Below are 25907 nucleotides of genomic sequence, written 5' to 3'. Positions count from 1 at the left end.
ATGACTTCGCGCCCTTTCCCCTCGTCGCGTGAGGACGAGGCCACCATGACCGCCTCTCGACGCGTGTACCTGAGCCTGCGTGAGCGGATTGTCGAGATGGAACTGCTGCCCGGAACGCGCATCGTCGAGAAGGATCTCGCAGAAGAATTCGGCACCAGCCGCACCCCCGTTCACGAGGCGGTCCAGCGGTTGGCCGAGGAAGGACTGATCGACGTCCAGGCCCGCGTCGGGACGTTCGTGTCGCGCATTCCGCTCAATACGCTGGAAGAAGCCATGCTCGTGCGCGGCGCGCTGGAGGTCGCCATCATCGAGAAGGCTGCCGAGCGCATGACGCCCGAAGGCATCCACAAGCTCAACGTCGTGCTGGAGCGGCAAGCCCAATGCGTGCGCGAGAGCAACCGGCGCGGCTTCTTCCGCACCGATGAAGCCTTTCACGCCACGCTGGCCGAGCTGTCGGGCTACCCCGGCGTCTGGCACATCATCCTCGAAGTCAAAACGCAGATCGACCGCTACCGGCTGCTGACGCTGCCCCTGGAGGGCCGCATGACCGAGGTGCTGGCCGAGCACCGCGCGGTGATCGACGCCCTGGCTTCCAACAACCCGAAACGCGCCGTGCGCGCCATGCGCGAGCATCTGGACCACGTGCTGCCGGTGCTGGAAATCACGCGCCGGCTGCGGCCCGAATACTTCACCGTATAGGCCTCGCCTTCACGCCGGTGCATTGGCCGGCAGATTCGGGCGGCGCCCCGCCCAAGCCGAGGGTGTTTCGCGCCGCCCGCGCAACTCAAATCGACAGGCAAAGCTTGCCGAAGTGCTTGCCCGCCGCCTGATGCGCAAACGCGTCGGCAATGTCTTCCAGCGCGAACGTCCGATCAATCACCGGCTTGATGCCGGTCGCCTCGATGGCGCGCACCATGTCGCGCTGGTGGCTTCGGCTGCCGACAATCAAACCCTGCAGCGTCTGATGCCGTCGCATCAGCTCAACCGTCGGCACCGGGCCGGCAACGCCGGTCAGCACCCCGATCAGGGCGATATGCCCGCCCGTGCGGCACGCCTGGATGGATTGGCCGAGCGTGTCGGGGCCGCCCACTTCGATCACGTTGTCCACGCCCCGGCCGTTCGTGTACTCGAGCACCTTGGCCGCCCAGTCGGTATCGCGCCGATAGTTGATCGTGAAGTCGGCGCCCAGCGCCTGGGCCCGTGCCAGCTTCTCGTCGGAGGATGAAGTTGCGATCACCGTTGCGCCCATGCTCTTGGCAAATTGCAGCGCAAAGATCGACACGCCGCCCGTGCCGAGCACCAGCACGGTGTCGCCGGCCTTCAGGCTCGCGTCGACCACCAGCGCACGCCATGCAGTCAGGCCTGCCGTCGTCAGCGTGGCCGCTTCGGCATGGCTGTAACCGCGCGGCGCATGCGTGAACCAATGCGCCGGGCGCACGACGTATTCGCGTGCATAGCCGTCGACGCCGTCGCCGGGCACGGTCGCAAAATCGGCGAGGGTCGGCCCGCCATCCAGCCATGTCGGGAAAAACGTCGAGACGACCGAATCGCCCACGGCAAACTCATCCACGCCTTCGCCCACTGCTTCCACCACCCCGGCTCCATCTGACATGGGGATGCGGCCGTCGGCACTCGGCATGCGGCCACTGACCACGCCCAGATCGTGAAAGTTGAGCGAGCTGGCATGCACACGCACGCGGATTTCGCCGGCGCGCGGCTGGCCGGGGTCGGGCAGATCGACTAGGTGAAGTTTGTCGAGGCCAGCGGGCTGGCGCAGGGTAATGGCTTTCATAAAGACGATGTCCTCAGTGAGAAGGTTGCAAAGGCAGCGCTGCAAAAGTTGCAGCGATACCGCATTGCAGGCATTGTCACGTCGTACCTCCTGCTTCGCAAGAACGTACAATTTTCACAGGTACTATCAATTTTGTAGGTATAAAACCATGCGTCTGAAACGTCTGGACGGCAAAAGCGGCTGTGCGGTCGAAGTCACGCTTTCCGTAATCGGCGGCGTCTGGAAGCCCGTGATCCTGTTCCATCTACTGCCCGGGAAGAAGCGCTTCATGGAACTGACGCGGCTGATTCCCAATGCGACGCAGCGCATGCTGACGTTGCAATTGCGCGAACTCGAGGCGGACGGCGTCATCGCGCGGCATGTCTATCCGCAGGTGCCGCCCAGGGTGGAATATGCGCTCACCCCGCTTGGCGAATCGCTGGCGCCGGTGCTCATCAGCCTGCGCGAGTGGGGCGAGTCGTATCGCACGAACGAGAAGTCTCGCGAGCCGGCCGTAGCGCCGGAGTGCGCGCGTGGCGAGGCGATAGCGACTTGAAGTCACACAAGGGCCTCCAAAAAAGAAGCCCGTCAAAAGCGCGGCGTTGCCGCGGCCACGTCGCAGTACGACACAGGAGGCGCTCGCCATAGACCGCGCCATTGATCGGCTGCGGCACCACACGCGCAGTTGACGCTGTCGACCATCACACCGACCTGCACGTTGATCGTGATGCTTTGGAAGCAAGCCTCCAGCAGATTGCGCGCGTGCACGCATCCGGAATTCGTCTTTCGATATGACATCGCGCGATTGCGGATTGGCAACACCGCGCCAACGCCGAAGACTGAATTCAATTCTCTTTACAGCTCAGAGACTTAGCGTGAAACGCGAGCATTGAAATATAGATGCTCCGATTTCTACGTATGCCGCCGCGCATGGTGCGACGCAGAATGATTTGCAGGCGCAGGACATGGCTCAAGGCCGGCCGCGCTCATGCATTCACATCGTTCCGTCGATCCCGCAAGCGCAGAGGTACTCACAATGAGTCGCAAGTTCAAGGTCGTGGCCGTCTCGGGCAGCGTGCAGCGCCCTCGCGGACACTCGTATTGGTCGAGCAACTGCTGGCCGCCCTCGCTGAGGTTCTTCCCATCGATGTCCACCTGATCACGCTCGAAGAACTGGCTCCAGCCATTGGTGGCACGTCGTATCGAGACCAGCTGCCGGGCCGGGTGCAGGCGGAACTTGCCGCCATTGAGTCGGCCGATGTGCTCGTGGTCGCGAGCCCCGTGTATCGCGGCTCATACACGGGTCTGTTCAAGCATCTTTTTGATCTGGTCCACCATGAAGCGCTCATCGACGTGCCTGTCCTGCTGGCAGCCACGGGCGGCAGCGACCGTCACGCGCTGGTGATCGACCATCAGCTGCGGCCGCTTTTCAGCTTCTTCCAGGCGCGCACATTGCCGCTGGGCGTGTATGCATCGGAGCAGGATTTCAGCGGCTACGACATCACCAGTCAGGCACTGCGTGACCGGATTGCCTTGGCCGTCACGCGTGCGCTGCCGCTGCTGAGCACGGCGCCGGCCGCAGACCTTCGCACCGCCCCGGTGGCGCAAGCCGCCTGAAGCGCCGCTTCGTTCGTTCCCATCCCGCACAGAGCAAAGGACCATCGCGATGAGCCAATCTTCTTCCAGCGCCACTATCAAGTTTGCCTACTGGGTGCCGAACGTCAGCGGCGGCCTGGTCGTCAGCACCATCCCGCAGCGCACCGACTGGAGCCTCGAATACAACCAGAAGCTGGCGCAGACGGCAGAGAAAGCCGGCTTTGACTACGCGCTCAGCCAGATCCGTTTTACCGCCGGCTACGGCGCGGAGCATCAGCACGAATCGGTGTCGTTCAGCCAGGCCATCCTGCATGCCACCACCAAGCTGAAGGTGCTGGCCGCCATCCTGCCGGGCCCCTGGCATCCGGCGGTGGTGGCCAAGCAGTTGGCCACGATCGACCACATCTCCAACGGCCGCATCGCCATCAACGTCGTCAGCGGCTGGTTCAAGGGCGAGTTCCAGGCACTCGGGGAGCCTTGGCTCGAACACGATGAGCGCTATCGCCGCTCCAACGAGTTCATCCGTGTGCTCAAGGGCATCTGGACGCAGGACAAGTTCACCTTCAAGGGTGACTTCTACCGCATCAACGACTACACGCTGAGCCCCAAGCCGCTGCAGAAGCCGCACCCGGAGATCTTCCAGGGCGGCAGCTCGCGTGCCGCGCGCGACAACGCAGCCAGCGTATCGGACTGGTACTTCACCAACGGCAATACGCCCGAAGGCATCAAGGCGCAGATCGACGATATCCAGGCGAAGGCCCGCGAGAACGGCCACAAGGTCCGCATCGGGGTGAACGCCTTCATCATCGCGCGCGATACCGAAGAAGAAGCCAAGGCGGTGCTGGACGACATCATCAAGCATGCGCACGTGGAAGCCGTGCATGCCTTTGGCGATGCGGTGAAGCAAGCCGGCAAGGCATCGCCCGAAGGTGAAGGCAACTGGGCGAAATCCACGTTTGAAGATCTCGTTCAATACAACGACGGTTTCCGCACCAACCTGATCGGCACGCCGCAGCAGATTGCGGAGCGCATCGTGCACCTGAAGTCGATCGGCGTTGACCTGATCCTGGCCGGCTTCCTGCACTTCATCGAAGAAGTCGAGTACTTCGGTCGCAAGGTGCTGCCGCTGGTGCGCGAGCTGGAAGCCCAACGCGCTGCCACAAGCGCTGCGTCAAGCGCCGACACGCGCGAGGCCGAGGCCGCCACGTCCGCCGCCTGACCGCCTGACCTGATACCCGCGTTTCCCGCACGCGCCCGCTCAGTTGAGTGGGCGCGGGGGAGTTCTGTTGCCTGTCGCTTTGCGGAGACCGCCATGTCTCACACGTCCGCTGAACTTGCTGCCCCGCCACCGCCGCTCGCACGCTACGCCGACAGGCGTAACGCCGATGCGCCATCGCCTGCACGCAGCGTTGACACCCATGCCGTGCCGGCCGCGGCACCCGCGTTGCGGCTGGCCGACATCGACCTGTCGTTCGGCGGCATTCAGGCGCTCAAGGGCGTCGAGCTCACGGTGGCGCCAGGCGAGATCCGCGCGATCATCGGCCCCAACGGTGCGGGCAAAGCTCGCTGGTCAACATCATCAGCGGCCTGTACCAACCCGACCGCGGCGGCATCTGGCTCAATGGCCGCGCCATGCGCAAGGTGTCGCCGGCGCGATTGGCCGGTCTTGGCATTGCCCGCACGTTCCAGAACCTGGCATTGTTCAAGGGCCTGAGCGTGCGCGACAACATTGCGCTCGGCCGCGTACAGCACACCCGCTCCGTCTTTGTCGAGCAGTTGATCGGGCTGGGCCGCGCGCGCCGCGAGCTGGCCGATGCGCGCGAGCGTGCGGAACAAGTGATCCACTTTGTCGGCCTGGGCGACGTGCAGGACCAGCTCGCGGGCACGCTTTCCTATGGGCTGCAAAAGCGCGTTGAACTGGCGCGTGCGCTGGTCGCACGGCCACGCCTGTTGCTGCTCGATGAGCCGCTCGCCGGCATGACGGTGACGGAGAAGGTCCAGATGGCCGACCTGATCCGCGCGGCGCGCGACCAGTGGGGCACGACCATCGTGCTGATTGAACACGACATCGGCATCGTGCTGGGCCTGTCCGATCGCGTGGCGGTGCTCGACTACGGCCGCAAGATCGCCGACGGCACGCCGCAAGCCGTGCGCGACGACCCGGCCGTCATCGATGCTTACCTCGGCGTTGCACACGACGCGCCAAGCGCGGCGGAGGCCCAATGATGGGCGACTTCGACCTGGCGTTCTTTGCCGAGGTGCTTGTGGGCGGCCTGCTGTCCGGCGTGATGTATTCGCTGGTGGCGATTGGCTTTGTGCTGATCTACAAGACCTCGGGCGTGCTGAATTTCGCGCAGGGCGCGCAGCTGCTGTTTGCCGCGCTCACATTCGTCAGCCTGCTCGAGCGCGGCGTGCCGTTCCCGCTCGCGTTGCTGCTCACCTTCACGTTGATGGTGCTGCTGGGGCTCGGGATCGAGCGCGCGGTACTTCGGCCGCTGGTCAATCAGCCGCCCATCACGCTGTTCATGGCGACGCTCGGCTTGTCGTACGTGATCGAGGGCGTGGCGCAGCTGGTGTGGGGCACGCAGGTACACGAATTGAACCTCGGCATTTCCGATGCGCCGCTGCAGATCGGCGGCATCCTCGTCTCCAGCTTTGACTTGTTTGCGGCCGCCACTGCAGCCGTCGTGGTGACGGCGCTGTCGGTCTTCTTCCGCTACACACGCGTGGGGCTGGCGTTTCGTGCCGTGGCGGACGACACATTCGCCGCCATTGCCGTGGGCTTGCGGCTGCTGCGCATCTGGGCAACGGTCTGGGCCACAGCCGGCGTCATCGCCCTCGTGGCGGGGCTGCTGTGGGGCGCACGCCTGGGCGTGCAGTTCTCGCTGTCGCTGGTGGTGCTCAAGGCGTTGCCGGTGCTGGTGCTGGGCGGCTTCGATTCGATCCTGGGCGCGGTGGTCGGTGGCTTGATCATCGGCGCGCTGGAGAAGCTCGCCGAGGTGTACCTGGGGCCATTTGTCGGCGGCGGCATCGAGAGCTGGATCGCCTATGTGGCCGCGCTGGCCTTCCTGCTGGTCAAACCGGGCGGGCTGTTCGGCCTGCGCCCTGTCGAGAGCCTGAGCCATGTCGACTGCATTGGACGCCCCATCCGGGCACACCACGCGCCCCTCCACTGCGCGGACGCACCTGTCCTGGCCCGCATGGGCAACGCCCGCGGCAACGCTGCTGCTGGCCTACGTCGTCGTGCCGCTGGTGGCATCGGACTATTGGCTGGATGCCATCCTCATTCCGTTCCTCGCGCTGTCGCTTGCGGCGGTGGGCCTGAACCTGTTGACCGGCTACGCGGGGCAATTGTCGGTGGGCTCGGCCGCCTTCATGGCAGTGGGCGCGTTCGCCGCGTACAACTTCAACCTGCGCGTCGACGGTCTGCCGCTGCCTGTCAGCATCGTGCTGGCCGGGCTAGCCGCCACCGCCATCGGCGTCGCCTTCGGGTTGCCGAGCCTGCGCCTGCGCGGCTTCTACCTGGCCGTATCGACCCTCGCCGCGCAATTCTTCGTGCAGTGGGCACTGACCAAGTACGGCTGGTTCAGCAACAACAACGCATCGGGCGTGATCGACGCGCCGCCCATCGTGGTGGCGGGCTTCGCGTTCGACACGCCAGCGCTGCGCTACGTGTTCGCGCTCACGGTGGTGGCGATCCTCACGGCTCTGATCTGGCGTCTCGTGCAAACGCCCACTGGCCACCATTTCATTGCCGTGCGCGACAACGAAATGGCGGCACGCGTCACCGGAGTGCCCGTACTGCGGACCAAACTGCTCGCCTTTGCCATCTCATCGTTCGTCATTGGCGTGGCGGGTGTCCTGTGGGGCTTCGTCTATCTGCGCACGGTGGAGCCCGCGGGCTTCAATCTCGATCGATCGTTCCAGATCCTGTTCATCGTCATCATCGGCGGCCTGGCGACCATCCGGGGCGCGTTCCTGGGGGCGGCGCTGGTGGTGGTGTTTCCGCTGCTGCTGTCCCGCTTTGGGGCTTTCGTCTTCGGCAACCGGTTCGACTCCGGCGTGCTGGACCTCAGCCAGCGCATCGTGATCGGTGCGCTCATCGTGGCCTTTCTGATTGCCGAGCCGCAGGGCCTTGCCGCCCTGTGGCAGCGGGTGCTGCGCCGGATAAGCAATGTCGTGCGCCCCGCTTCCCGGCGCTGATTCCGTCCTCTGTCTCCACTCAACCTACGTCGCATCGATACCAGGAGCATCTGCACCATGTCCCTCCCCCGCACCATCAAGATGGCGTTGCTGACCGGCGCGCTGGCCCTTTCTGGCCTGACCGGTCTGGGCGTAAAAGCCGCCCATGCGGATGAGCAGTTCTTTCCGCTGCAAAGCTACCGCGTCGGCCCATATGCAGCCGGCGGCACGGGGTTCTTTGGCGGCTTCATCGATTACCTGAACCTCGTCAACACGCGAGACGGCGGCGTGGGCGGCGTCAAGCTGACCTGGGAAGAAGGCGAAACGCAGTACGAAGTGGAACGCGGCGTGGAGGTGTACGAACGCCTGAAGACGCACCCCGGCATCGCCACATGGAATCCGCTGTCGGTCGGCATTGCGTATGCGCTGCTCGACCGGGTGACGGCTGACAAGGTGCCGCTGCTCACCATCAACCACGGCCGCACCGACACGACGGACGGCCGGGTGTTCAAGTACATCTTCCCGCTGCTGCTCAACCCGTACAGCGAGACCTCGGGCATCGTCAACTACATCGGCACCAAGGAAGGCGGCGTCGACAAGCTCAAGGGCAAGAAGATCGTCGTGCTGTATCACGGCTCGCCGTACGGCAAAGAGACGATCCCCATCTATGAACTGCTGGCGAAGAAATACGGCTTCACGGTGCAGCAGATCGAAGTGCCGCATCCGGGCAATGAGCAGCAGTCGCAGTGGCTGGCCATCCGCCGCGCCAAACCCGACTACGTCGTGCTGCGCGGCTGGGGCGTGATGAACCCGGTGGCGCTCAAGACGGCACAGAAGACAGGCTTTCCGGCCGACCACATCATCGGCAACGTATGGTCCAACTCCGAAGAAGACGTGATCCCGGCCGGCGATGCCGCCAAGGGCTACGTCGCCATCACGACGGTGGCCGCGGGTGCGCAATACCCGGTGGTTCAGCAGATCACCAAGACGCTGTACGACCACGGCAAGGGCAACCTGCAAGACAAGAAGCGCATCGGCAGCGTGTACCACAACCTGGGCGTGCTCAACGGCATCCTGAACGTGGAAGCCATCCGCATCGCGCAGGCCAAGTTCGGCAAGCGCACGCTGACCGGCGACGAAGTCCGCTGGGGCCTGGAGAACCTGAAGATTGACGAAGCCCGCGCCGCTGCGCTGGGCGCCAAGGGCCTGTTCCACTCCATCAACGTCACGTGGGACAACCATGAAGGGGATGGCCGCGTCGCCTTCCAGCAGTGGGATGGCACGAAATGGAACGTGATCTCCGACTGGATCGCACCGGACTGGAAACTGCTGCGGCCCATCATCGAGAAATCGTCGCTGGCGTACGCCAAAGAGAAAAACATCAAGGTGCGCACGAGCATCAACGATTGAATTCCGCTGTCTCTCCACCCTGCCCGACCCACCCGGAGGTTCGCCATGACGCAGCCGCACGCCGAGACCCTGTTCGGCGCTCCCTACGAAACCCTTGCGCAGAAGTACCGCCCCGTCTTCCAGCGCATCCGCGATACCGCCTTGCAACGCGAGCACAACCGCCAGCTCGGCGTCGACGCCATCCAGTGGCTCAAGCAGGCGGGCTTCGGCGCGGTGCGCGTGCCGGTGGAATATGGCGGCGACGGCGCCACGCTGCCCCAACTGTTCCAGCTGCTGATTGAGCTGGCCGACGCCGACTCCAACATCGTGCAGGCGCTGCGCGGGCATTTCGCCTTCGTGGAAGATCGCCTGAACGCACCGCGCGATGCCGGCAACGAAGTCTGGCTGAGGCGCTTCGTGGCCGGCGACCTGGTCGGCAACGCGTGGACGGAAGTCGGCGACGTGGCCATTGGCGATGTCATCACGCGCATCTCCAAACGGGACGGCCGCTGGGTTGCCAACGGACGCAAGTACTACAGCACCGGAAGCATCTTTGCCGATTGGGTCGACCTGTATGCGCGCCTGGAAGACGGCTCCGACGTGATCGCCGCCGTCAGCTCGCATCAGCCCGGCGTGACGCACCACGACGACTGGAACGGCTTCGGCCAGCGCACCACCGGCAGCGGCACCTCGGTGTATGAGAACGCCGCCGTGGAAGACGAAAACATCTTCCCGTTCAGCAGCCGCTTCAAGTATCAGACCGCGTTCTACCAGCTGTTCCACCTGGCCACGCTGGCTGGCATTGCGCGCGCCATCACGCGCGAGGTTGCGCAGCAGGTGCGCGAGCGCAAACGCATCTTCAGCACCGGCAACGCCTCGGCGGTGGCGCAAGACGTGCAGGTGCAGCAGGTGGTTGGCGAGGTGTCGGCACTGGCCTACGCGGCGGAGGCCACGGCCATTCGCGCCACCTTCGCCGCGCAACGTGCCTATGACGCCCGCTGGGCCGGCGACGCTGCGCAGGAACGGCAGGCCAACATCGACGCCGAACTCGAATCCGCGCAAGGGCAGGTGGCGATTTCCGATCTCGTGTTGCGTGCGTCCACGCAGTTCTTCAATGCGCTCAGCGCATCCGCCACGGCCTCGGGCAAGGCGCTGGACCGCCACTGGCGCAACGCGCGCACGGTGGCCTCGCACAATCCGTTGATCTACAAGGCGCGCATCATCGGCGACTGGCACATCAACGGCACCGAACCGCCGTATGTCTGGCAGATCGGTGCGGGGCCCGGTACCACGGCGACACCGCCCATCGCCAAAGCGGCCTGAGTGTGATGGCGATGCGCGATCCTGCTGTGCTGCTGCACGTCAACGGTGTCGAAGCGACGTACCAGAATGCCATCGTCGCCCTGCACAACGTGAACCTCACCGTGCAACGCGGTGAGGTGCACGCACTGCTGGGCGCAAACGGTGCGGGCAAGTCGAGCACGCTCAAGGCGATCTCGAACCTGCTGGTGCCCGAACGCGGACAGGTGACTGCGGGCACCATCCGTTTCGACGGGCATGACGTCGCTCGCACCACGCCTGCGCAGCTGGTGCGCCTGGGGCTCGTTCAGGTGCTGGAGGGCCGGCGCTGCTTTCCGAACCTCTCCATCGAGGCGAACCTCGTTACCGGTGCGCTCGGGCGCAGCGCTTCGCGGGCGGAGACGGCCGCCGACCTGGAACGCGTGTACGCGATCTTCCCGCGCCTGAAAGCACGGCGCCGGGTTGCCGCCGGCCTCACGTCGGGCGGTGAGCAGCAGATGGCCGCCATTGGGCGCGCGCTGATGTCACGCCCGCGCCTGCTGGTGCTGGACGAGCCGTCGATGGGCCTTGCGCCCCTGGTCGTGCAGGACATCTTTGCGAGGCTGCGGCAGCTCAATCGTGAAGACGGGCTGTCGATCCTGGTGGCCGAACAGAACTCCACGGTGGCCCTGCAATACGCCGATCGCGCCACGGTGCTGGAGGCAGGCGTCACCGTGCTCAATGACACGGCTAAGGCGTTGCGCCAGCGTGAGGACATCCAGCATTTCTATTTCGGCCGCGATGTTGCGCACCAAGCACCAGCCTTGGCGTGAGTGGCGTCCATTCGTCTTTCCCGAGTGTTCATGACAACAGAAACGGCAATCTTTCCTGACACCGAAACCCTTGCAGTGCCGGCGCCGCCATCCGCCAAAACACTGGCTGCCGAGTTCGCCCGGACGGCGGTGGAGCGCGATGCCGCGGGCGGCACGCCCTTGGCCGAACGCGACGCGTTGCGGCGCAGCGGCCTGCTCTCCCTGGCGATTCCCAAGCGCTATGGCGGGCACGGCGCCAGTTGGGCCGAGACGTTGGACACCGTGCGCGAGTTGGCACAGGTGGACAGCTCCATCGCCCACGTTTACGGCTTCCACCATCTGCTCTTGGCGACCGTGCGCCTGTTTGCGCGGCCAGACCAGTGGGAGCCGTGGTACGAGCAGACCGCGCGCAAGCACTGGTTCTGGGGTAACGCACTCAACCCGCTGGACGATCGCACCGTCGTGCGCCGGTTCGACGGCTGGTACGAGTTCTCCGGCAAGAAGAGCTTCTGCTCCGGCGCTTTGGATTCGCAAATGCTGATTGCCTCGGGCATCGATGAACACAGTCGCAAGCTGCTGGTTGCAGCGGTGCCGACTGCACGCGCCGGCATCACGCTCAACCACGACTGGAACGCCTTCGGGCAGCGCCAGACCGACAGCGGCAGCGCGCTGTTCGAGAAGGTCCGTGTGGAAGAAAACGAACTGCTCCGCGATCCGGGGCCGCTCACCACGCCTTTTTCGTCGTTGCGCCCGTTGCTGGCGCAGCTGGTGTTCGTGCATCTGTTCCTGGGTCTGGCAGAAGGTGCGTTCGAGCAGGCCCGGCACTACACGCTGCACGAGGCGCGACCGTGGCACCGCTCTGCAGCAAAGCGGGCGAGCGAAGACCCGTACACGCTGGCCCACTACGGTGAGTTCTTTGTCGGCCTGGAGAGCGTGCGCCTGCTGGCGCGGCAAGCGGCCACACGGTTTGACGAAGCGTGGGTGCAAGGCCCCACGTTGACGGCTCGCGCGCGCGGCCACGTGGGTGTTGCCATCGCCACCGCCAAGGTCGCAGCCACGCGGGTCGGGCTCGATCTGACCAGCCGAATGTTCGAGACCACCGGCGCACGCGCCACCCACGGCGCGCTCGCGCTGGACCGCTTCTGGCGCAACCTGCGCACGCAGACGCTGCACGACCCTGTCGACTACAAGCTGCACGAGTTGGGCGACTGGGCGCTGAACGGCACGCTGCCCGAACCTTCTTTCTATTCCTGATCCCACGCGCTGAATGGAAAATCATGGCGACGTTCCCTGTATGGCCTCCGCCGCCTGGCCAGGAGCCGGCGGCCAGCACGCCAGAATGGATCTTCGAAGACCCGCGCTCCCGTGCCCTGCTCGATGAAGTCGAACAGGTCGCGCCCAGCGACGCGGCGGTGCTGATCTCTGGTGAAACCGGCACGGGCAAAGAGCTGATTGCCCGCTACCTGCACAACCGCAGCGCGCGGCAGGGTGGTCCTTTCGTGGTGGTGAGCTGCGGCGCGTTCTCCGACACGCTCGTCGATGCAGAACTCTTCGGCCACGAAAACGGCGCGTTCGCCGGCGCATTCGGCACGCAGGTGGGGTGGTTCGAGCAGGCGAACGGCGGGACGATCTTCCTCGACGAGGTCAACGACCTGCCCTTGCCTGTGCAGAACAAGCTGCTGCGCGTGCTGCAGGAGCGTGAAATCGTGCGTCTGGGCGGGCGCACGCCCATTCCCGTCGATCTCCGGATCGTCGCGGCCACGACCGTCGACCTGGAAACGCTGGTCCAGGAGAAGCGCTTTCGCAAGGATCTCTACTACCGGCTGAATGTCGTCAACCTCAACGTCCTCACGCTGAAGGAGCGTCCGGGCGACATCGTTCCGCTGGCACGCTACTTCATCAACACCTACAGCAAGCGACTCGGCCACGCGCGCGCGACCCTCACACCGGCGGCCGAACGCCTGCTGACGCAGAGCCCCTGGCACGGCAACGTGCGCGAGCTTGAAAACGTCATTCATCGGACGCTCCTGCTCTGCGATGGAAACACCATCGACGCGTCCGACCTGCGGCTGTCCAGCCGCCCTGCCAGTTCCCCGGCGCAGGCGGTGGCGCAGGCCCGGCCCGAGACCGAGCCGCCAATCGCCTCCACCGCCCCGCCGACCGCGCAACCGCCCGACCCCTCCAGTGCAGACGAAGCTGCCCTGCTATGCCAGGCGATCCAGCACCTCTGCAACGACAGCGTCGGGAGTGTCTATCAGGTGGTGGAAGACGCGCTGTTCCGGGAGGTATTCCGGTACTGCCACTACAGCCAAAGCGACGCCGCGCGCGTGCTCGGGGTCAGCCGCAACGTGGTGCGCGCCCGGCTGATTCGCCTGGGCGAGGTGGGCGCGCCGCGCACATCACCTTTTGCCTCAACGCCCGCAACACCGGCACACGAAGACGTGATGGGCACGTAGCTTGCTTTCCAGCGTGGGTTGCTCTCTGCGTTATCGATAGCCGTCCCGCGTGAACCGTTCTTCGTCTTCTCTACTCAGCATCCAGGCGCTGCGGGGCTTCGCCGCGCTGTATGTCGTGGTGTTCCATTCCGGACTTGCCCTGGCCCATGTCGACGTCCCTGCGCTTGCGTGGCTGACGTCGCATGTGATCAAGCGCGGGCATGTCGGTGTGGACGTGTTCTTCGTCATCAGCGGCTTCATCATTGCGTGGGTGGCCATCCTCGGCCCCAAGGGGCCCGAACCGGCCGACGAATTTCTCGTCAAGCGGGCGTTCCGCCTGGCCCCGCCCTACTGGCTGATGTCGGTGCTGCATTGCACGTGGCTCAATCCCGTCTCGTCGGGCGTATTGCTCACTTCGCTGGCGTTTTTGCCGCAGGCCAATGTGGATGCGCCGTACTTCGGCTATCCGGCGCTGTACGTCGGCTGGTCGCTCAACTACGAAGTGTTTTTCTACGCGTTGTGCGCGGTGGGGCTGGCGCTGTTCGGACGGCGCGCGCTTGGGCTGGTGGCGTTGGCGCTGTTCACGACAACGATCATCGTGCCGTTCTGGCACAACGGCGTCGTGCAGCGCAACCCGGAAGCGTTGTACGACTGGGCCACGCCATTGCAGGCCATGGCAGCCAACCCGCTGGTGCTGGAGTTCCTGTTGGGCGCCGGGCTGGCATGGCTGTATGCGGCACATCGGCATCGCCTGACACCGGCCGTTGCGCGTGTCCTGATGGCGATTGGCGCGGCAACGTTCGTGATGTCGGTCGTCGGCCCGGTCCCGAAATTCGATCTGCTCGCGCGGGGCCTGCCCGCCGGCGCGTTGTTGATCGGCATGGTGGCCATGGAGCACTGCGGCGAGCTTCGCGTGCCGCGCGTCGCCGTCTGGCTGGGCGAGTTGTCGTATGCGCTGTACCTCGTGCACCCGAGCGTGATTGAAGCCACGCATCGCGTGGTGGGTAGGCTCGCGCCGGAGTGGCTCGGCACGCAGTTGATGCTGTTTGCCGTCAACCTCGCCCTCACGCTGGCGCTGGCCGTGCTACTGCATCGCTATGTCGAACTGCCATCCATCGCCCTCGGCCGCCGCGCCATCGATTGGATGCGCAACCGTCGGCGGGCCTTGCGCACGCGCCTGCGGCCGCAAAAGTCCTGAGCGGCGCATAACGTTTCCGGTTTTATTCGTTCGTTGCGCGACGGGCGTCTCGGACAATGGCTGCTTCAGAAACAATCTGTCGCGTGCCATGTCCGCCCCTTCTTCCTCGTTCCGCCGATCCGTCTTCGCTTCCGTCGCGTTGGCAGCGGCCGCCGCGTTCAGTGCAACAGCGGCACATGCTGATGCCACGCTCGACAAAATCCAGCAGCGCAAGAAGCTTGTCGTGGGCGTGGTGCTGTCGGGCGGGCCATTCGGCTCCATTGACCCCGTTACACAGCGCGGTACGGGCTTCAACATCGACCTCGCACAGGCACTCGGGCGCGGGCTTGGCGTGGAAGTGGAGACGGTGCAGGTGCAACCTTCCAACCGCGTGCAATTTCTGCAGCAGGGGCGTGTTGATGTCCTGGTTGCGGCGATGGAGTTGAACCCCGAGCGCGCGGACCTGCTCGCCCACGTGCCGACACCGTACTACCGCGTGGGCGGCGTGGCGTTGGTCCCGAAAGACAGCCCGGTGCACCAGTGGAGCGACCTGAAAGGCAAGGACGTTTGCCTTTCGCAAGGCAGCAGCTACGCCAAGCCGCTGGCCGCCGACATTGGTGCCACGCCAAAGGGGTTCAAGAGCCCGGCCGAGTCCTTGCTGGCCCTGCGCGGCAACAACTGCGCTGCTGCCGTGCACGACGCCACGCTGCTGCAGCCGCTGCCCCGCAGCAACCCCGAATGGAAGGACTACCGCATCGTCGGCCCGGACCTCATCCCTTCGCCCACGGTCATCTGGGCGCGCAAGGGCGAGAACGACACTGTGGCCGCCCTCGACCGCATCGTCCAGGGCTGGCACCGCACCGGCTGGCTGATCGAAACGGAGAAGAAGAACGGCATCCTGCCGCCGTCGCCCGCGCTGGTCGAATGGCATGACAAGCTGAAGGCCACGCGCGGCTGATCGAGAGGCTGCAGTTGACTGACGATCTGCTCGCACGGGCGATTGCGCTGGTCCGCCACACCGGCCTCGACTACGGCTTTCTGGCCGAGGCGTACGAGCGCAATGCGCTGCTGCAAGGCGCGAAAGTTTCGCTGCTGGTGATGCTGAGCACCGTGGTGCTGAGCCTCGTCTTTGGTGTTGGGCTCGCGCGGCTGCTGGTATCGCCGCATAAGCGCGTGCGATGGCTGGCGCAGGGCTTCATCGAACTGACGCGCAACACGCCCACGCTCGTGCAGTTGTGCTGCGCGTTTCTCGTCGTCAACACGCTCATCACGCAAACGCTGGCGCAGTGGCAGTTGACCAATCCGCTCACGCCGTTCTTCTGGGCGGTGACGTTGCTCTCGCTACACAAGGCGGCGTTTCATGCGGAAGCCCTGCGTGCCGGCATTGAAGCCGTGCCGCCCCCATGCTGGAAGCCGCAACCTCGCTCGGCTTCAGCGCACGCGAGCGCCTGTGGCGCGTGCAACTGCCGCTCGCACTTCGCGCGGCATGGCCCTCCCTGATGAACAACACCGTCGAGCTAGTAAAGGCATCGTCGCTGGCATCGGCCATTGCCGTGGGCGACCTCACGTATAGCGCGCTGATGATCTGGACACAGCGCGACAACGTGCTCGAATGCATGGTGCTGTTGCTGGTGTTCTACGGCGTGGTGACCTATGCCGTGCATGCGCTGGGCGTATGGATCGAACGCTGGCTGCAAATGCCCGGTTACGGCGCCGCTGGCCACGTCGCATTGGGGAGCGCCGCGCATGCCTGACACCCTTCTCGCCACGCTTTCCCATTGGTCGCCAGCTTTGCTGCGGGGCTGGGCATCAACGTCGGCATCAGCTTGCTGGCCGTCGGGCTCGGCACCTTGGTGGGGCTGGCGATCGGCGCACTGCATTTGTCGTCGGTGCGCGGGCTAAGGCAGCTCGCCGGCGGCTATGTCGTTGCGTTTCGCAATGCGCCCTGGCTTGTACTGGTTTACGGCATTGCGTACGCGGTGCCCTTCGAAATTGTCGTACACGGCCACGTGATCCCGTTTCCGGATTGGCTCAAGGTGACGTTCGCGCTGGCATTGCCGGCAAGTGCGCACGTGGCGGAAATCTTCCGTGGCGCGGTGCAGTCGATCCCGCATACGCAGTGGGAAGCCGCAGCGTCGCTGGCGTTTACGCGGCGCGACATCCTCTGGCGCATCGTGCTGCCGCAGTGCGTGCGGCGCATGCTGCCTTCGTGGATGAACCTGTACGCCGTCATCACCATGGGCACGGCACTGGCGTCGCTGGTGGGCGTGCACGATCTGCTCGACACCGCCCAGATCGCCAGCAACACGGTCAATCGCACGCCGTTTACGGTGCTGACCTACTTCACCGTGCTCGCCCTGTTCTTCGTTTACTGCTACCCGATTTCGCGCCTGACCCGGCGCATGGAGCGCGCGCATGTCGCTGCCTGATCTTCTTCCTCTCGATGCATCTACGCCGGTTGCCCCACCGCTTGTCTCACTCCGCGACGTGCATCTGAGTTTCGGCATCACGCCGGTGCTGTCGGGCATCGACCTCGACGTGCAGCGTGGCCAGGCCGTGTCGATCATCGGGCCGTCGGGCTCGGGCAAGTCGACGCTGCTGCGCTGCATCAGCGGCTTGCTTCGGCCGCAACGCGGCAGCATCACCGTGGACGGCATCCGCGTCGACCAGCTCAACACCGAAGAAGACACCATTGCCCTGCGCAAGCGCATCGGCTTTGTGTTCCAGCAATACAACCTGTTTCCGCACCTGAGCGTGCTCGACAACCTGGTCGCCGCACCCGTGCGCGTGCTCGGCAAAGCGCGTTCGGAGGCTGAAGCCACCGCGCATGCGCTGCTCAAGAAAGTGGGCCTAGCAGACAAGGCGCGCGCATACCCGGGGCAGCTGTCCGGCGGGCAGCAACAGCGCGTGGCCATTGCGCGTGCGCTGGCCATGAAACCGGAACTGATCCTGTTCGATGAAGTGACGTCCGCGCTCGATCCGGAAACGGTGGGCGAAGTGCTCAACGTCATCGGCGAATTGGTCGACGATGGCTTGACCTGCGTGCTGGTCACGCACGAAATGGCCTTCGCGCGGGCGATCAGCGACGAGGTGGTGTTCACGGAACACGGTGTCGTGGTGGAACGTGGCTCGGCAGAACAGGTTTTCTCCTCCCCGACGAGCGACCGCACGCGTGCATTCCTATCGCGCGCGCTATCGGGTCATGCAGGTGCGCGGCTGACCGTGCATGCACCATGGCACGCTGCCTTCGCCGGCGCGACGTTTGCCGTCTGATGTTTGACCTGTGACCTTCAACCGCCAATCGCGTGCAGCGCGACCACGGGCGCGTGCTGCAGCGCCTGCTCCAGATCGGCAATGAGGTCATCTGCATCTTCCAGGCCGACATGCAGACGCAGCACGGCACCGGCTTGATCCCATTGCGCGTGGTCCGTCAGCCTTTCGGGCGCAACCACGGTGACGAGGCTTTCGTACCCGCCCCACGAGGCGCCAATCGCAAACAACCGCAACGCATCGGCGACCCGTTCTGCGGCGTGCTGATCCGCGCCTTCCAGCACGAATGAAACGAGCCCGTTGGCGCCCGAGAAATCCCGCTGCCACAGCACGTAACCCGGGTCACCCGGCAATGCCGGATAAAACACCCGCCCCACACCCGGCTGCGCCTGCAGCCACTGCGCCACGCGCGTGGCATTGCGCTGGTGCTGGGCCATGCGCACCGGCAACGTGCGCACGCCGCGCAGCGCCAGATAAGCATCATCGGCGCCGATCGTGAGGCCGAGCACATCATGTGCGGCGGCAATACGCGCGGCCACGGCATCGGTGCGGGCAATGACGGCGCCCAGCATCACATCGGAATGCCCGGCCACGTACTTGGTGGCGGCCAGGATTGAAATGTCTGCCCCTGCATCGAGCGGCCGGAAGAGAATGCCAGACGCCCAGGTGTTGTCTGTGGCCAGCGCGATGCCGTGCCGTTGCGCTATTCGGACGATGGCACGCAAGTCATAGATTTCATAGAGCAGCGACCCCGGCGATTCCGTATAGATGAGCCGCGTGTGCGGCCGGATGGCCGCTTCGAGCTGCCCGTCGCGCGGGTCCACATAGGTCAGTTCAATGCCCAGGCGTTGCAGCAGACCGGTGTCGAGCCGGCGCACGGGCGCATACACGCTGTCCGTCACGACTACGTGGTCACCGGGCGACAACAGCGCCAGGAACGTCAGCGAAATCGCCGACAAGCCCGATGGCACAAGGAACGCGCGCACGCCGCCTTCAAGGGCCAGCAGCGCATCCTCCAGCGCGCGATGCGTTTGTGAACCGTGGCGGCCGTAGCTGGCGATGTTCTCGCCGGCCTTGCGGCGCGCGTGGACGTCATGCTGCGCGGCGGTGCTGGCATGGCGGACGGTGCTGGTGCGCTCCACCGGCACGTTGACCGGCGCAGTGCCCTCCACGAACGGCGGGCTGCCTGCGTGGACGAGGCGTGTTGCAAGAGAACCCGAGGCATCCGGCGCGTTGGAATGAGCGTCGATGGAAGAGCGTGTCATGCAGGCCTCGCGTGTTTCTGAAGAGGCCCATGTTAGGCACGCCACCCCGCGCCCGAGAACGAACCGATGCGTCTAACCATATGCAGGATGCTGCGTTGGTCGTGCGGTGCCGGCGCCCTACACTGAGTGCTTCACCGATCCGCTTTGAGCTGCCATGAGCCTCGCCCAGCAACGCGACCACGCCGTCCGCCAGACCCTCGTCGCCATCCGCGCCATTGCCGCGCAAGATGGCATTACGCAGGCATCGCTTGCGCGCATTGCCGATCGCCTGCATGAACTTGCCGCGCAGGAAGCGCTGTTCCCGCTCGACGCTTTCCCGCCGCCCGCTGCGGGCGATGCCGATGCCTCCAGCCGTTACCTGCTGCACGTGGAGCCCGACCAGACCTTCGCGCTGTACCTGAACTCCATCAACCCGGGCAAGACCACGCCGCCGCACAACCACACCACGTGGGCCGTCATCGTGGCGCTCGAAGGCGAAGAGTTGAACCGCGTCTACACACGCACCGACGACGGCCGCGACCCCGAGCGCGCCACACTGGCCCTGTCGCGCGAAGTCGTGGTACAGCCCGGCACGCCCATCACGTTCCTCGACGACGACATCCACAGCATCCACGTGCTGGGCAACGCACCCACCCGCCATTTCCACCTGTATGGCCGAGCGCTGGAAACCCTGACGGGGCGCGTCGGCTATGACCTGGCCACGGGCCGGGTGCTCAACTACAACCACAACTACATGAGCGCGACCAAGCAAGCCGCTTGATCGCCCGCTTCAGGCTGTCACGCTGAACATCACCGCCTGGATCCTGCCTTCGACCGGCCCTGCGCCGAACCGGGCGGTCAACGCATCGGTACACACGTCGGTGGCGTCGGCCAGTGCATTGCCACCGATCGCCTCCAGCTCGGCGCGCACCGGCGTGCCTTGGCAATAGGCGGTGGCGACGATGCGCGCGGTGTCTGCCCGGCTGCGTGCGGTGACAACGTCGTACGTGACCCCTGCGGTGAAGCCGCCCGCGCGGGCGTCGGCCTGAATCGGCGCCGGATCGTAATGGCCATGCGGCGTGCGCGCGAGAAACATCGGCGGGTTTTCGGGAAAGCGTTTCGCCAGCGCCTTCGTCACCGCATTCGCAAAGTCGTTGTCTTCGATCCGGTCCCACACGCTGAAGAGCAGCTTGCCGCCCGCCGTCAGCACACGTCGTGCTTCGGCAAAGGCCTTGGGCCGGTCCGGAAAGAACATCACGCCAAACTGGCAGATCACCAAATCGAAACTGCCGTCGGCAAACGGAAGTTGCTGCGCATCCGCCGGCTGCCACGTGACGGGCCGGCATGTGCCCACGGCAGCCGCACGCTCTAGCATCGGGGGGTTCAGGTCGGTCGCCACAATCTCGGTAGTGGCCGGCAGTGCTTCCGCCAAGGCACGCGTCACCGCGCCGGTACCGGCGGCGACCTCCAGCACGCGCAGCGGCTGACATGCCACCGCCCGCACGGCCATGTCCTGCGCATACGGCGCAAAAATCAGCGGGACCAGCAGCGTGTCGTACAGCTCGGGAATGGAACCCGAGAAAACCTGATCGGTGCCATGTGCGCTCATCATTCACCACCTTTGCCCGTGAAAGGGTCGGGCATGAATGGTTATAGTCGGGAACCGCGCGGCGGGCACTCCGCCAACTCGACTAGATGGCGAGCCTGCCCAGGCATGGACGTGTCTGCAAACTACACGCGCTTTCGGACGGCCGCGGCTGCCTGACGTGGCATACGGCCCAACGCCGGCTTGAGCACCGGCGCGTGATCGCCAAGGAAGTCCCACAGCCGGTTGGCGACTGGCCCATGCGGCTGATCGCGTCTGCGCGCGACAACCAGCTCCTGCACCATGCCGGGAAAATGGCGCCCTGCAATCGACAGCAACGTCCCCTCGCGCAGTTCCGTCTCGATCAGGAAACGCGGCAGATGCCCCCACGCCATGCCGTGGAGAATCAACTCTTTCTTCATCAATTGATCGGGCACGGCACACTGCGGCGCACCGTCGATGACGAAATGGGAGTGCTCGGGCGGGTTCCGCGCGGAATCGTTGACGACGCACTGCATGAAGCGCTGCATCTGCTGCGGCGTGATCGCCGACGTGATGGCGAACGGCAAAAACCCCGGCGCCACCACCGGCACCATGGCGATCTTGCCCAAGTCGATCCACTCCATGCGCACATCGCCTTTGGGCACGCGGTGGACGATCAGGTCCGCATCGTCTTCCAGCAAGCGCTCCCAGGGCCCGGTGACGGCTTCGAACTGCAATTGCAGCCGTGTTTGCGGACACTGGCCGAAGAATTGACTCAGCAGTGCCAGCACGGGCTGCAGCGGACACAGGTCGCCCAACACGACGCGCAACTCGGCCTCCTCGCCCATCGCGAGCTGTTTTGCGTGGGTCCGCAACTCCTCGCTCTCACGCAGCAACGACTGCACCTTGCGGTGGAACGATCGCCCCGCTTCCGTCAAGCGCACGCGATAACCGCTGCGATCCAGCAGGTTTAGACCCAACTGTCCTTCCAGCTTGGCGACCGCCGCAAACACAGACGGATGCGAGCGATGCAACCGCTCGGCTGCTGCCTGGAAACTGCCACCGGTGACCACCGCATCGAAGCACTGCAGCTCATGAAGCGTGAAGTTCTGCATTGTCGGCAAAACCTACAAAGGTCGTCAAAACTTCATAGTATCCGCCAACCGCGTCGGCTTCTAGGATGACGGCAACCCAATCGTTTCCACCGTCTTTCCCAGGAGCCCGACATGACCACCCGCAACGACCTCTCCTTCATCACCGCCGGTGACGGCACGCGCCTCGCTTATCGCTTTGATGGCACCGCCGGCAAGCCCGTCCTGCTGCTGTCCAACTCCATCGGCACCGACCTGCACATGTGGGACGTGACCGTGCCGCGCCTGGCCGAACACTTTCACGTGCTGCGCTACGACGCGCGCGGCCACGGCGCTTCGGATGCACCAGCCGGCGCCTATTCGATCGATCGGCTCGGTCGTGACGTGGTCGAACTGCTCGATGCGCTGGGCATCCAGCGCGTGCATATGCTGGGGCTGTCGCTCGGCGGCATCGTGGCGCAGTGGCTGGCGATCCATGTGCCGGAACGCATCGACCGGTTGATCCTCTCCAATACGGCCGCGCACATCGGCCCGACGCAGTATTTCGATCAGGCCATCGCCGAGCTTCAGCAAGCGCCCGACATGCAGGCAACAACGGAAACGTTCCTGCGCAACTGGTTTCCGGCGCGCATGCTGGAGGCCAATGACCCGGCCGTTGCGCCGTTCCGCCGCACGCTGCTGGCAACGCCGCGCGAGGGCATCATCGGTGGCTGGGCAGCCGTGCGCGATGCCGACCTGCGCCGCACGATCAAGCTGATCACGCAGCCCACGCTCGTCATTGCCGGCCAGCACGACACCGTGACGTCTGCCCGCCATGGCGAGGAGATTGCGGCTGCCATTCCCGGCGCGCAATTGCGCCTCCTCGATACCGTGCATCTCGCCAACGTGGAGCTGCCGGACGCGTTTGTCGAAGCCGTGCTGGATTTCCTGGGCGTGCACGAAACCGTCTGACGCCTCGACGCAGCATCGACACACCGCGACGCAGCCGGTTAACATGGCGGCCATCCAACCGATGTGCCGCCCGCCATGTCCCGCGTCAAGAACGAAGACGAATTCGAGTTGCGCCGCGAAAGCGTGCTCGACACCGCCGCCGAAGCCTTTGCGGCCGACAGCTACCCGAGCGTGTCGATGAACCAGCTTGCCGCTGCGTGCGGCGGCTCCAAATCGCGGCTGTATCACTACTACGAAGGCAAGGAAGCCATCCTGTTCGACCTGCTCGACCGCTACACGCGCCGGCTGGCCGATCTGGTTGAACGCGCCGAGAGCGACGCGCGCCACGCCAAGCTCTCGGCACGCGCCACGCTGCATCTGCTGATCCGTACGTTCCTGGCCGAATACGCCACATCGCGCACGCGGCATGTGGCCTTGCTCAATGATGTGAAATACCTGGCGCCGGAGCAGCGTGACATCGTGCTCGCGCGTGAACGCGACGTGGTGGCCGCGGTGGGCCGACAGCTGGGGGCGGCTTACCCGGGCAAGGTGGACGAGGCCAATCGCACGCCCATCACCATGATGCTGTTCGGCATGATGAACTGGACCTTCACGTGGCTCAAACCCGACGGACCGCTGTCGTATGAAGGCTATGCGGAAATGGTGATCGACATGCTGGAGAACGGGCTCGGCGGGCTGGGCGGCCCGGACGGAAAAAGGGCTGACGCTCAACGCTCGTCGTAGCTGACCACCACGCGCTGCGTGAGCGGCCGCGCCTGGCAGGTCAGCACAAACCCCTGCTGGATCTCCCAGTCTTCCAGCGTGAAGTTCTTCTCCATCTCCACACGGCCTTCCAGCACCTTGGCGCGGCACGTGCAGCACACGCCGCCCTTGCACGCATAGGGTAGATCCAGCCCCGCACTCAGCGCACTGTCCAGCACCTTGGCGTCGCCCGCCATCGGCACCTCGTGCGATTTGCCGTCGAGCACAACGGTCAGCGCCACATCGCCCGCGACGGCGGCATGCTTGCGTGGTTTGGCCGCTGCCGTCGCATCACCCACCGGTATGCCAAAGCGTTCGGCATGCACGCGCTCGCGCGGCACACCGCGCTCAAGCAGCGCGGCTTCCACGGCATCGATCATCGTCGACGGGCCGCAGATGAAAGCGGCATCGATATCGTCCGGCGGAATCAGCGCATCCAGAAACGCATGCACCTTCGCGCCGTCGAGCCGGCCGTTGAACAGCGCAATCTCCTGCGCCTGGCGCGACAGCACGTGATACAGCGCGAAGCGATCGAGATAGCGGTCCTTCAGGTCTTCGAGGGCCTCCCCAAAGATGATGCTGTCGACGCTGCGATTGCCGTAGACCAGTGTGAAGCGGCTGTGAGGTTCTGCCGCCAGCGTCGTCTTGATGAGCGACAGGATGGGCGTGATGCCGCTGCCGGCCGCAAAGGCGACGTAGTGGCGTGCGCTTTCGGCGGCGAGCGGCACGAAGAAGCGGCCATCCGGCGGCAGCACATCGAGCGTCTGGCCCACGCGAATGCGGTCGTGCAGATGGTTGGAGAAGATCCCCGCATCGACACGCTTGACCGCGACACGCAACTCGCCGTGCGCGTCGTAGTCCTGCACGGCGCAGCAGATGGAATACGAACGCCGCAGTTCTTCATGTCCGGGAAATTGGCCCGGCGGCACGCGCAGCGTCAGGAACTGGCCCTGCGTAAAGCGGTACGCATCGCGCAGGTCATTCGGCACGTCGAAGCGCACGGAAATCGTATCGGCCGTCTCGCCGCGCACTTCGGCAACACGCAAGGGGTGGAATTGCGGGGTCATGGCGGTCGTGCCCGGTGGGCTCAGTAAGGCTTGAAGTAGTCGAACGGCTCGCGGCACGCGCGGCAGCGGTACAGCGCTTTGCAGGCAGTGGAGCCGAAAGCTGAAATGAGCGCCGTATCGTGCGACCCGCATTGCGGGCAGGCGATGTGCTCAGCCTGCGCGGGACGTGTAAGACGAATCGGGCGAGCGCCACCTTCTTCTGCCACGTGCGCCGGCGGGGCAATGCCAAAGTCGCGCAGCTTGCGGCGCCCTTCAGCGGTAATCCAATCCGTCGTCCATGCCGGCGACAACACCGAACGCACGCGATACGCACCCACGTCCGCCGCCTGCAACGCCCGGCTCACGTCATCGGAAATCTGCTCAATGGCGGGGCAGCCGGAATACGTGGGCGTGATCGTCGCGACCAGTGTGCCGGCCTCGTCGAGCTGGAGATCGCGCAGGATGCCCAGTTCGGCAATCGTCACCACGGGGATCTCCGGGTCGGTGACGGCCTCCAGCGCGATGCGCGCGCGCTGCAATCGCTCGCTTACCACGATGCCCCCGGGAACTGGCGCGCCAATCCCTGCATCTCGGCCAGCAGGTAGCCCATATGCTCGGAATGCACGCCGTGCTTGCCGGTGCTGACATAGGGACCGGGCTCGGGCCAGCGCAGCGTGGCCTCGTCCAGCGCGTCACGCACCGTCGCCTCCCATGCGTCGCGCAGGTCTGCCGGACGCACGCCGATGCCGGCTTCGGCCGCAGCCGTTTCAACGTCGTCCGCGGCAAAAAATTCGTTCGTGTACGGCATCAGCCAATCGAGCGCGGCCTGCGCACGTGCATGCGATTCCTCGGTGCCATCACCGAAGCGCACGAGCCAGTCGCGGGTATGGGCGAGGTGGTAACGCATCTCCTTCACGGATTTGGCGGCAATGGCGGCCAGCTCGGTGTCGGTCGAACGCGTCAACGCTTCCCACAGCGGCACCATCAACGCGGCGTACAGGAAGTAGCGGACGATGGTGACGGCGTAGTCGCGCGTCGTCGCCGATGTCGCGACCAGCGGCCCGGCATGGGGCAGCTCGAGCAGCGTGTAGTTGCGGAAAGCCGGCTCGGCGCGCCAATAGGCGTAGTCGTCTTCCGTGCGCGGTGTGCCGGTGAGCGCGCCTTCGATCTGCCCCGCGTGCGTGTAGAGCAATCGCGCCTGGCCGATCAGATCAAGACTGAGATTGGACAGCGCGATGTCTTCTTCCAGCACGGGGCCGTGGCCCGTCCACTCCGCGTTGCGCTGGCCGAGAATGAGCGCGTTGTCGGCCAGGCGAAGGATGTATTGCAGATGCGCGTCGGAAGTCATCACCGCGGC

Annotated in this window: 23 protein-coding genes and 5 pseudogenes; 20 read left to right on the top strand and 8 right to left on the bottom strand. The window is 65.1% G+C overall.

The features are described from left to right. Nucleotides 1–45: 45 nt before the first annotated feature. Entirely contained in the window at nucleotides 46–699 is a 654-nt protein-coding gene (locus OWR21_RS08035; RefSeq protein WP_332394956.1) for a GntR family transcriptional regulator, read from the top strand. An 85-nt stretch (nucleotides 700–784) separates the two neighbouring features. Here OWR21_RS08035 and OWR21_RS08030 read toward each other — a convergent pair whose 3' ends face one another. Next, nucleotides 785–1792 (bottom strand): zinc-dependent alcohol dehydrogenase family protein, encoded by a 1008-nt coding sequence (locus OWR21_RS08030; protein ID WP_332394955.1) that lies wholly within the window; start codon nucleotides 1790–1792, stop codon nucleotides 785–787. Nucleotides 1793–1940: 148 nt separating this feature from the next. On the opposite strand from OWR21_RS08030, the gene OWR21_RS08025 reads away from it, so the two are divergent. Then, nucleotides 1941–2327 carry a winged helix-turn-helix transcriptional regulator gene (locus OWR21_RS08025; protein WP_316890855.1) on the top strand — a complete coding sequence of 129 codons (387 nt, stop codon included), beginning with the start codon at nucleotides 1941–1943 and terminating at the stop codon, nucleotides 2325–2327. A gap of 32 nt (nucleotides 2328–2359) precedes the next feature. On the opposite strand, the gene OWR21_RS08020 is transcribed toward OWR21_RS08025, so the two are convergent. After that, nucleotides 2360–2620, bottom strand: a complete 261-nt coding sequence (locus OWR21_RS08020) for a hypothetical protein (protein ID WP_332394954.1) — start codon at nucleotides 2618–2620, stop codon at nucleotides 2360–2362. Between the two features lie 187 nt (nucleotides 2621–2807). On the opposite strand from OWR21_RS08020, the pseudogene msuE reads away from it, so the two are divergent. The 15 genes and pseudogenes from msuE to OWR21_RS07945 all read left to right on the top strand — a co-directional run bounded on the left by msuE (nucleotide 2808) and on the right by OWR21_RS07945 (nucleotide 17913). Further along, nucleotides 2808–3388 (top strand): annotated as a pseudogene (gene msuE / locus OWR21_RS08015) (FMN reductase). Nucleotides 3389–3437: 49 nt separating this feature from the next. Further along, the gene (gene sfnG, locus OWR21_RS08010; RefSeq protein ID WP_332394953.1) at nucleotides 3438–4586 is read left to right on the top strand and encodes a dimethylsulfone monooxygenase SfnG; all 1149 of its coding nucleotides are present in this window, start codon (nucleotides 3438–3440) and stop codon (nucleotides 4584–4586) included. Nucleotides 4587–4679: 93 nt separating this feature from the next. Then, nucleotides 4680–5593: pseudogene (locus tag OWR21_RS08005) on the top strand (ABC transporter ATP-binding protein). Nucleotides 5594–5607: 14 nt separating this feature from the next. Next, nucleotides 5608–6480, top strand: a pseudogene (locus OWR21_RS08000) (branched-chain amino acid ABC transporter permease); the annotation flags it as partial. Between the two features lie 10 nt (nucleotides 6481–6490). After that, nucleotides 6491–7570 (top strand): branched-chain amino acid ABC transporter permease, encoded by a 1080-nt coding sequence (locus OWR21_RS07995; protein ID WP_332394952.1) that lies wholly within the window; start codon nucleotides 6491–6493, stop codon nucleotides 7568–7570. 57 nt (nucleotides 7571–7627) lie between these two features. After that, complete coding sequence (locus tag OWR21_RS07990) at nucleotides 7628–8959, top strand: ABC transporter substrate-binding protein (protein WP_332394951.1); 1332 nt, start codon at nucleotides 7628–7630, stop codon at nucleotides 8957–8959. Between the two features lie 45 nt (nucleotides 8960–9004). Beyond that, complete coding sequence (locus OWR21_RS07985) at nucleotides 9005–10261, top strand: acyl-CoA dehydrogenase family protein (RefSeq protein WP_332394950.1); 1257 nt, start codon at nucleotides 9005–9007, stop codon at nucleotides 10259–10261. A gap of 11 nt (nucleotides 10262–10272) precedes the next feature. Beyond that, nucleotides 10273–11049 (top strand): ABC transporter ATP-binding protein, encoded by a 777-nt coding sequence (locus OWR21_RS07980; protein ID WP_332394949.1) that lies wholly within the window; start codon nucleotides 10273–10275, stop codon nucleotides 11047–11049. Between the two features lie 30 nt (nucleotides 11050–11079). Then, a complete protein-coding gene (locus OWR21_RS07975) occupies nucleotides 11080–12282 on the top strand; it encodes an acyl-CoA dehydrogenase family protein (RefSeq protein ID WP_316902320.1) in 1203 nt (400 codons plus the stop codon). Nucleotides 12283–12305: 23 nt separating this feature from the next. After that, nucleotides 12306–13484: a sigma-54 interaction domain-containing protein gene (locus OWR21_RS07970; RefSeq protein ID WP_332394948.1), complete on the top strand. Its 1179-nt coding sequence runs from the start codon at nucleotides 12306–12308 to the stop codon at nucleotides 13482–13484. 49 nt (nucleotides 13485–13533) lie between these two features. Beyond that, nucleotides 13534–14661, top strand: coding sequence for an acyltransferase family protein (locus OWR21_RS07965; protein ID WP_332394947.1), 1128 nt, complete (start codon nucleotides 13534–13536; stop codon nucleotides 14659–14661). An 88-nt stretch (nucleotides 14662–14749) separates the two neighbouring features. After that, the gene (locus OWR21_RS07960; RefSeq protein WP_332394946.1) at nucleotides 14750–15598 is read left to right on the top strand and encodes a transporter substrate-binding domain-containing protein; all 849 of its coding nucleotides are present in this window, start codon (nucleotides 14750–14752) and stop codon (nucleotides 15596–15598) included. Nucleotides 15599–15612: 14 nt separating this feature from the next. Continuing rightward, a pseudogene (locus OWR21_RS07955) lies at nucleotides 15613–16394 on the top strand (amino acid ABC transporter permease). Then, nucleotides 16387–17069 (top strand): annotated as a pseudogene (locus OWR21_RS07950) (amino acid ABC transporter permease). The pseudogenes OWR21_RS07955 and OWR21_RS07950 overlap by 8 nt, the downstream one beginning before the upstream one ends. Next, entirely contained in the window at nucleotides 17056–17913 is an 858-nt protein-coding gene (locus OWR21_RS07945; RefSeq protein WP_332394945.1) for an amino acid ABC transporter ATP-binding protein, read from the top strand. The pseudogene OWR21_RS07950 and the gene OWR21_RS07945 overlap by 14 nt, the downstream one beginning before the upstream one ends. A 17-nt stretch (nucleotides 17914–17930) precedes the next feature. On the opposite strand, the gene metC is transcribed toward OWR21_RS07945, so the two are convergent. After that, entirely contained in the window at nucleotides 17931–19175 is a 1245-nt protein-coding gene (metC, locus tag OWR21_RS07940) for a cystathionine beta-lyase (protein WP_316890837.1), read from the bottom strand. 154 nt (nucleotides 19176–19329) lie between these two features. Here metC and OWR21_RS07935 point away from each other — a divergent pair, with 154 nt between their 5' ends. Continuing rightward, nucleotides 19330–19935: a cysteine dioxygenase family protein gene (locus OWR21_RS07935; protein ID WP_316890835.1), complete on the top strand. Its 606-nt coding sequence runs from the start codon at nucleotides 19330–19332 to the stop codon at nucleotides 19933–19935. A gap of 9 nt (nucleotides 19936–19944) precedes the next feature. Here OWR21_RS07935 and OWR21_RS07930 read toward each other — a convergent pair whose 3' ends face one another. Both OWR21_RS07930 and OWR21_RS07925 read right to left on the bottom strand, forming a co-directional pair. Beyond that, the gene (locus OWR21_RS07930; RefSeq protein ID WP_332394944.1) at nucleotides 19945–20763 is read right to left on the bottom strand and encodes a class I SAM-dependent methyltransferase; all 819 of its coding nucleotides are present in this window, start codon (nucleotides 20761–20763) and stop codon (nucleotides 19945–19947) included. A 122-nt stretch (nucleotides 20764–20885) separates the two neighbouring features. Then, nucleotides 20886–21836 (bottom strand): LysR family transcriptional regulator, encoded by a 951-nt coding sequence (locus OWR21_RS07925; RefSeq protein ID WP_332394943.1) that lies wholly within the window; start codon nucleotides 21834–21836, stop codon nucleotides 20886–20888. 111 nt (nucleotides 21837–21947) lie between these two features. On the opposite strand from OWR21_RS07925, the gene pcaD reads away from it, so the two are divergent. Both pcaD and OWR21_RS07915 read left to right on the top strand, forming a co-directional pair. Next, complete coding sequence (gene pcaD / locus OWR21_RS07920) at nucleotides 21948–22763, top strand: 3-oxoadipate enol-lactonase (RefSeq protein ID WP_316874403.1); 816 nt, start codon at nucleotides 21948–21950, stop codon at nucleotides 22761–22763. A gap of 75 nt (nucleotides 22764–22838) precedes the next feature. Next, nucleotides 22839–23486 carry a TetR/AcrR family transcriptional regulator gene (locus OWR21_RS07915; protein ID WP_332394942.1) on the top strand — a complete coding sequence of 216 codons (648 nt, stop codon included), beginning with the start codon at nucleotides 22839–22841 and terminating at the stop codon, nucleotides 23484–23486. On the opposite strand, the gene paaE is transcribed toward OWR21_RS07915, so the two are convergent. From paaE to paaC, 3 genes are read right to left on the bottom strand one after another with little or no spacing between them, the layout of a single operon-like run. Beyond that, entirely contained in the window at nucleotides 23471–24571 is a 1101-nt protein-coding gene (gene paaE / locus OWR21_RS07910; protein ID WP_332394941.1) for a 1,2-phenylacetyl-CoA epoxidase subunit PaaE, read from the bottom strand. The genes OWR21_RS07915 and paaE overlap by 16 nt on opposite strands. A 20-nt stretch (nucleotides 24572–24591) precedes the next feature. Next, nucleotides 24592–25104 carry a 1,2-phenylacetyl-CoA epoxidase subunit PaaD gene (gene paaD, locus OWR21_RS07905; protein WP_332394940.1) on the bottom strand — a complete coding sequence of 171 codons (513 nt, stop codon included), beginning with the start codon at nucleotides 25102–25104 and terminating at the stop codon, nucleotides 24592–24594. Then, nucleotides 25098–25898 carry a 1,2-phenylacetyl-CoA epoxidase subunit PaaC gene (paaC, locus tag OWR21_RS07900; protein WP_332394971.1) on the bottom strand — a complete coding sequence of 267 codons (801 nt, stop codon included), beginning with the start codon at nucleotides 25896–25898 and terminating at the stop codon, nucleotides 25098–25100. Before paaC ends, paaD begins: the two co-directional genes overlap by 7 nt. Nucleotides 25899–25907: the final 9 nt, after the last annotated feature.

Source organism: Ralstonia sp. 1B3 (genome assembly GCF_036631435.1).
Note: the sequence above shows the minus strand (reverse complement) of the source record. Positions and strands in the feature narration are given on the sequence as shown.

What these genes read in the sequence shown, in the direction of transcription:
- OWR21_RS08035 (WP_332394956.1), top strand. Translation starts at nt 46, where the DNA reads ATGACCGCCTCTCGACGCGTGTACCTGAGCCTGCGTGAGCGGATTGTC.
- OWR21_RS08030 (WP_332394955.1), bottom strand. Translation starts at nt 1,792, where the DNA reads ATGAAAGCCATTACCCTGCGCCAGCCCGCTGGCCTCGACAAACTTCAC.
- OWR21_RS08025 (WP_316890855.1), top strand. Translation starts at nt 1,941, where the DNA reads ATGCGTCTGAAACGTCTGGACGGCAAAAGCGGCTGTGCGGTCGAAGTC.
- sfnG (WP_332394953.1), top strand. Translation starts at nt 3,438, where the DNA reads ATGAGCCAATCTTCTTCCAGCGCCACTATCAAGTTTGCCTACTGGGTG.
- OWR21_RS07995 (WP_332394952.1), top strand. Translation starts at nt 6,491, where the DNA reads ATGTCGACTGCATTGGACGCCCCATCCGGGCACACCACGCGCCCCTCC.
- OWR21_RS07990 (WP_332394951.1), top strand. Translation starts at nt 7,628, where the DNA reads ATGTCCCTCCCCCGCACCATCAAGATGGCGTTGCTGACCGGCGCGCTG.
- OWR21_RS07985 (WP_332394950.1), top strand. Translation starts at nt 9,005, where the DNA reads ATGACGCAGCCGCACGCCGAGACCCTGTTCGGCGCTCCCTACGAAACC.
- OWR21_RS07980 (WP_332394949.1), top strand. Translation starts at nt 10,273, where the DNA reads ATGCGCGATCCTGCTGTGCTGCTGCACGTCAACGGTGTCGAAGCGACG.
- OWR21_RS07975 (WP_316902320.1), top strand. Translation starts at nt 11,080, where the DNA reads ATGACAACAGAAACGGCAATCTTTCCTGACACCGAAACCCTTGCAGTG.
- OWR21_RS07970 (WP_332394948.1), top strand. Translation starts at nt 12,306, where the DNA reads ATGGCGACGTTCCCTGTATGGCCTCCGCCGCCTGGCCAGGAGCCGGCG.
- OWR21_RS07960 (WP_332394946.1), top strand. Translation starts at nt 14,750, where the DNA reads ATGTCCGCCCCTTCTTCCTCGTTCCGCCGATCCGTCTTCGCTTCCGTC.
- OWR21_RS07945 (WP_332394945.1), top strand. Translation starts at nt 17,056, where the DNA reads ATGTCGCTGCCTGATCTTCTTCCTCTCGATGCATCTACGCCGGTTGCC.
- metC (WP_316890837.1), bottom strand. Translation starts at nt 19,175, where the DNA reads ATGACACGCTCTTCCATCGACGCTCATTCCAACGCGCCGGATGCCTCG.
- OWR21_RS07935 (WP_316890835.1), top strand. Translation starts at nt 19,330, where the DNA reads ATGAGCCTCGCCCAGCAACGCGACCACGCCGTCCGCCAGACCCTCGTC.
- OWR21_RS07930 (WP_332394944.1), bottom strand. Translation starts at nt 20,763, where the DNA reads ATGAGCGCACATGGCACCGATCAGGTTTTCTCGGGTTCCATTCCCGAG.
- OWR21_RS07925 (WP_332394943.1), bottom strand. Translation starts at nt 21,836, where the DNA reads ATGCAGAACTTCACGCTTCATGAGCTGCAGTGCTTCGATGCGGTGGTC.
- pcaD (WP_316874403.1), top strand. Translation starts at nt 21,948, where the DNA reads ATGACCACCCGCAACGACCTCTCCTTCATCACCGCCGGTGACGGCACG.
- OWR21_RS07915 (WP_332394942.1), top strand. Translation starts at nt 22,839, where the DNA reads ATGTCCCGCGTCAAGAACGAAGACGAATTCGAGTTGCGCCGCGAAAGC.
- paaE (WP_332394941.1), bottom strand. Translation starts at nt 24,571, where the DNA reads ATGACCCCGCAATTCCACCCCTTGCGTGTTGCCGAAGTGCGCGGCGAG.
- paaC (WP_332394971.1), bottom strand. Translation starts at nt 25,898, where the DNA reads ATGACTTCCGACGCGCATCTGCAATACATCCTTCGCCTGGCCGACAAC.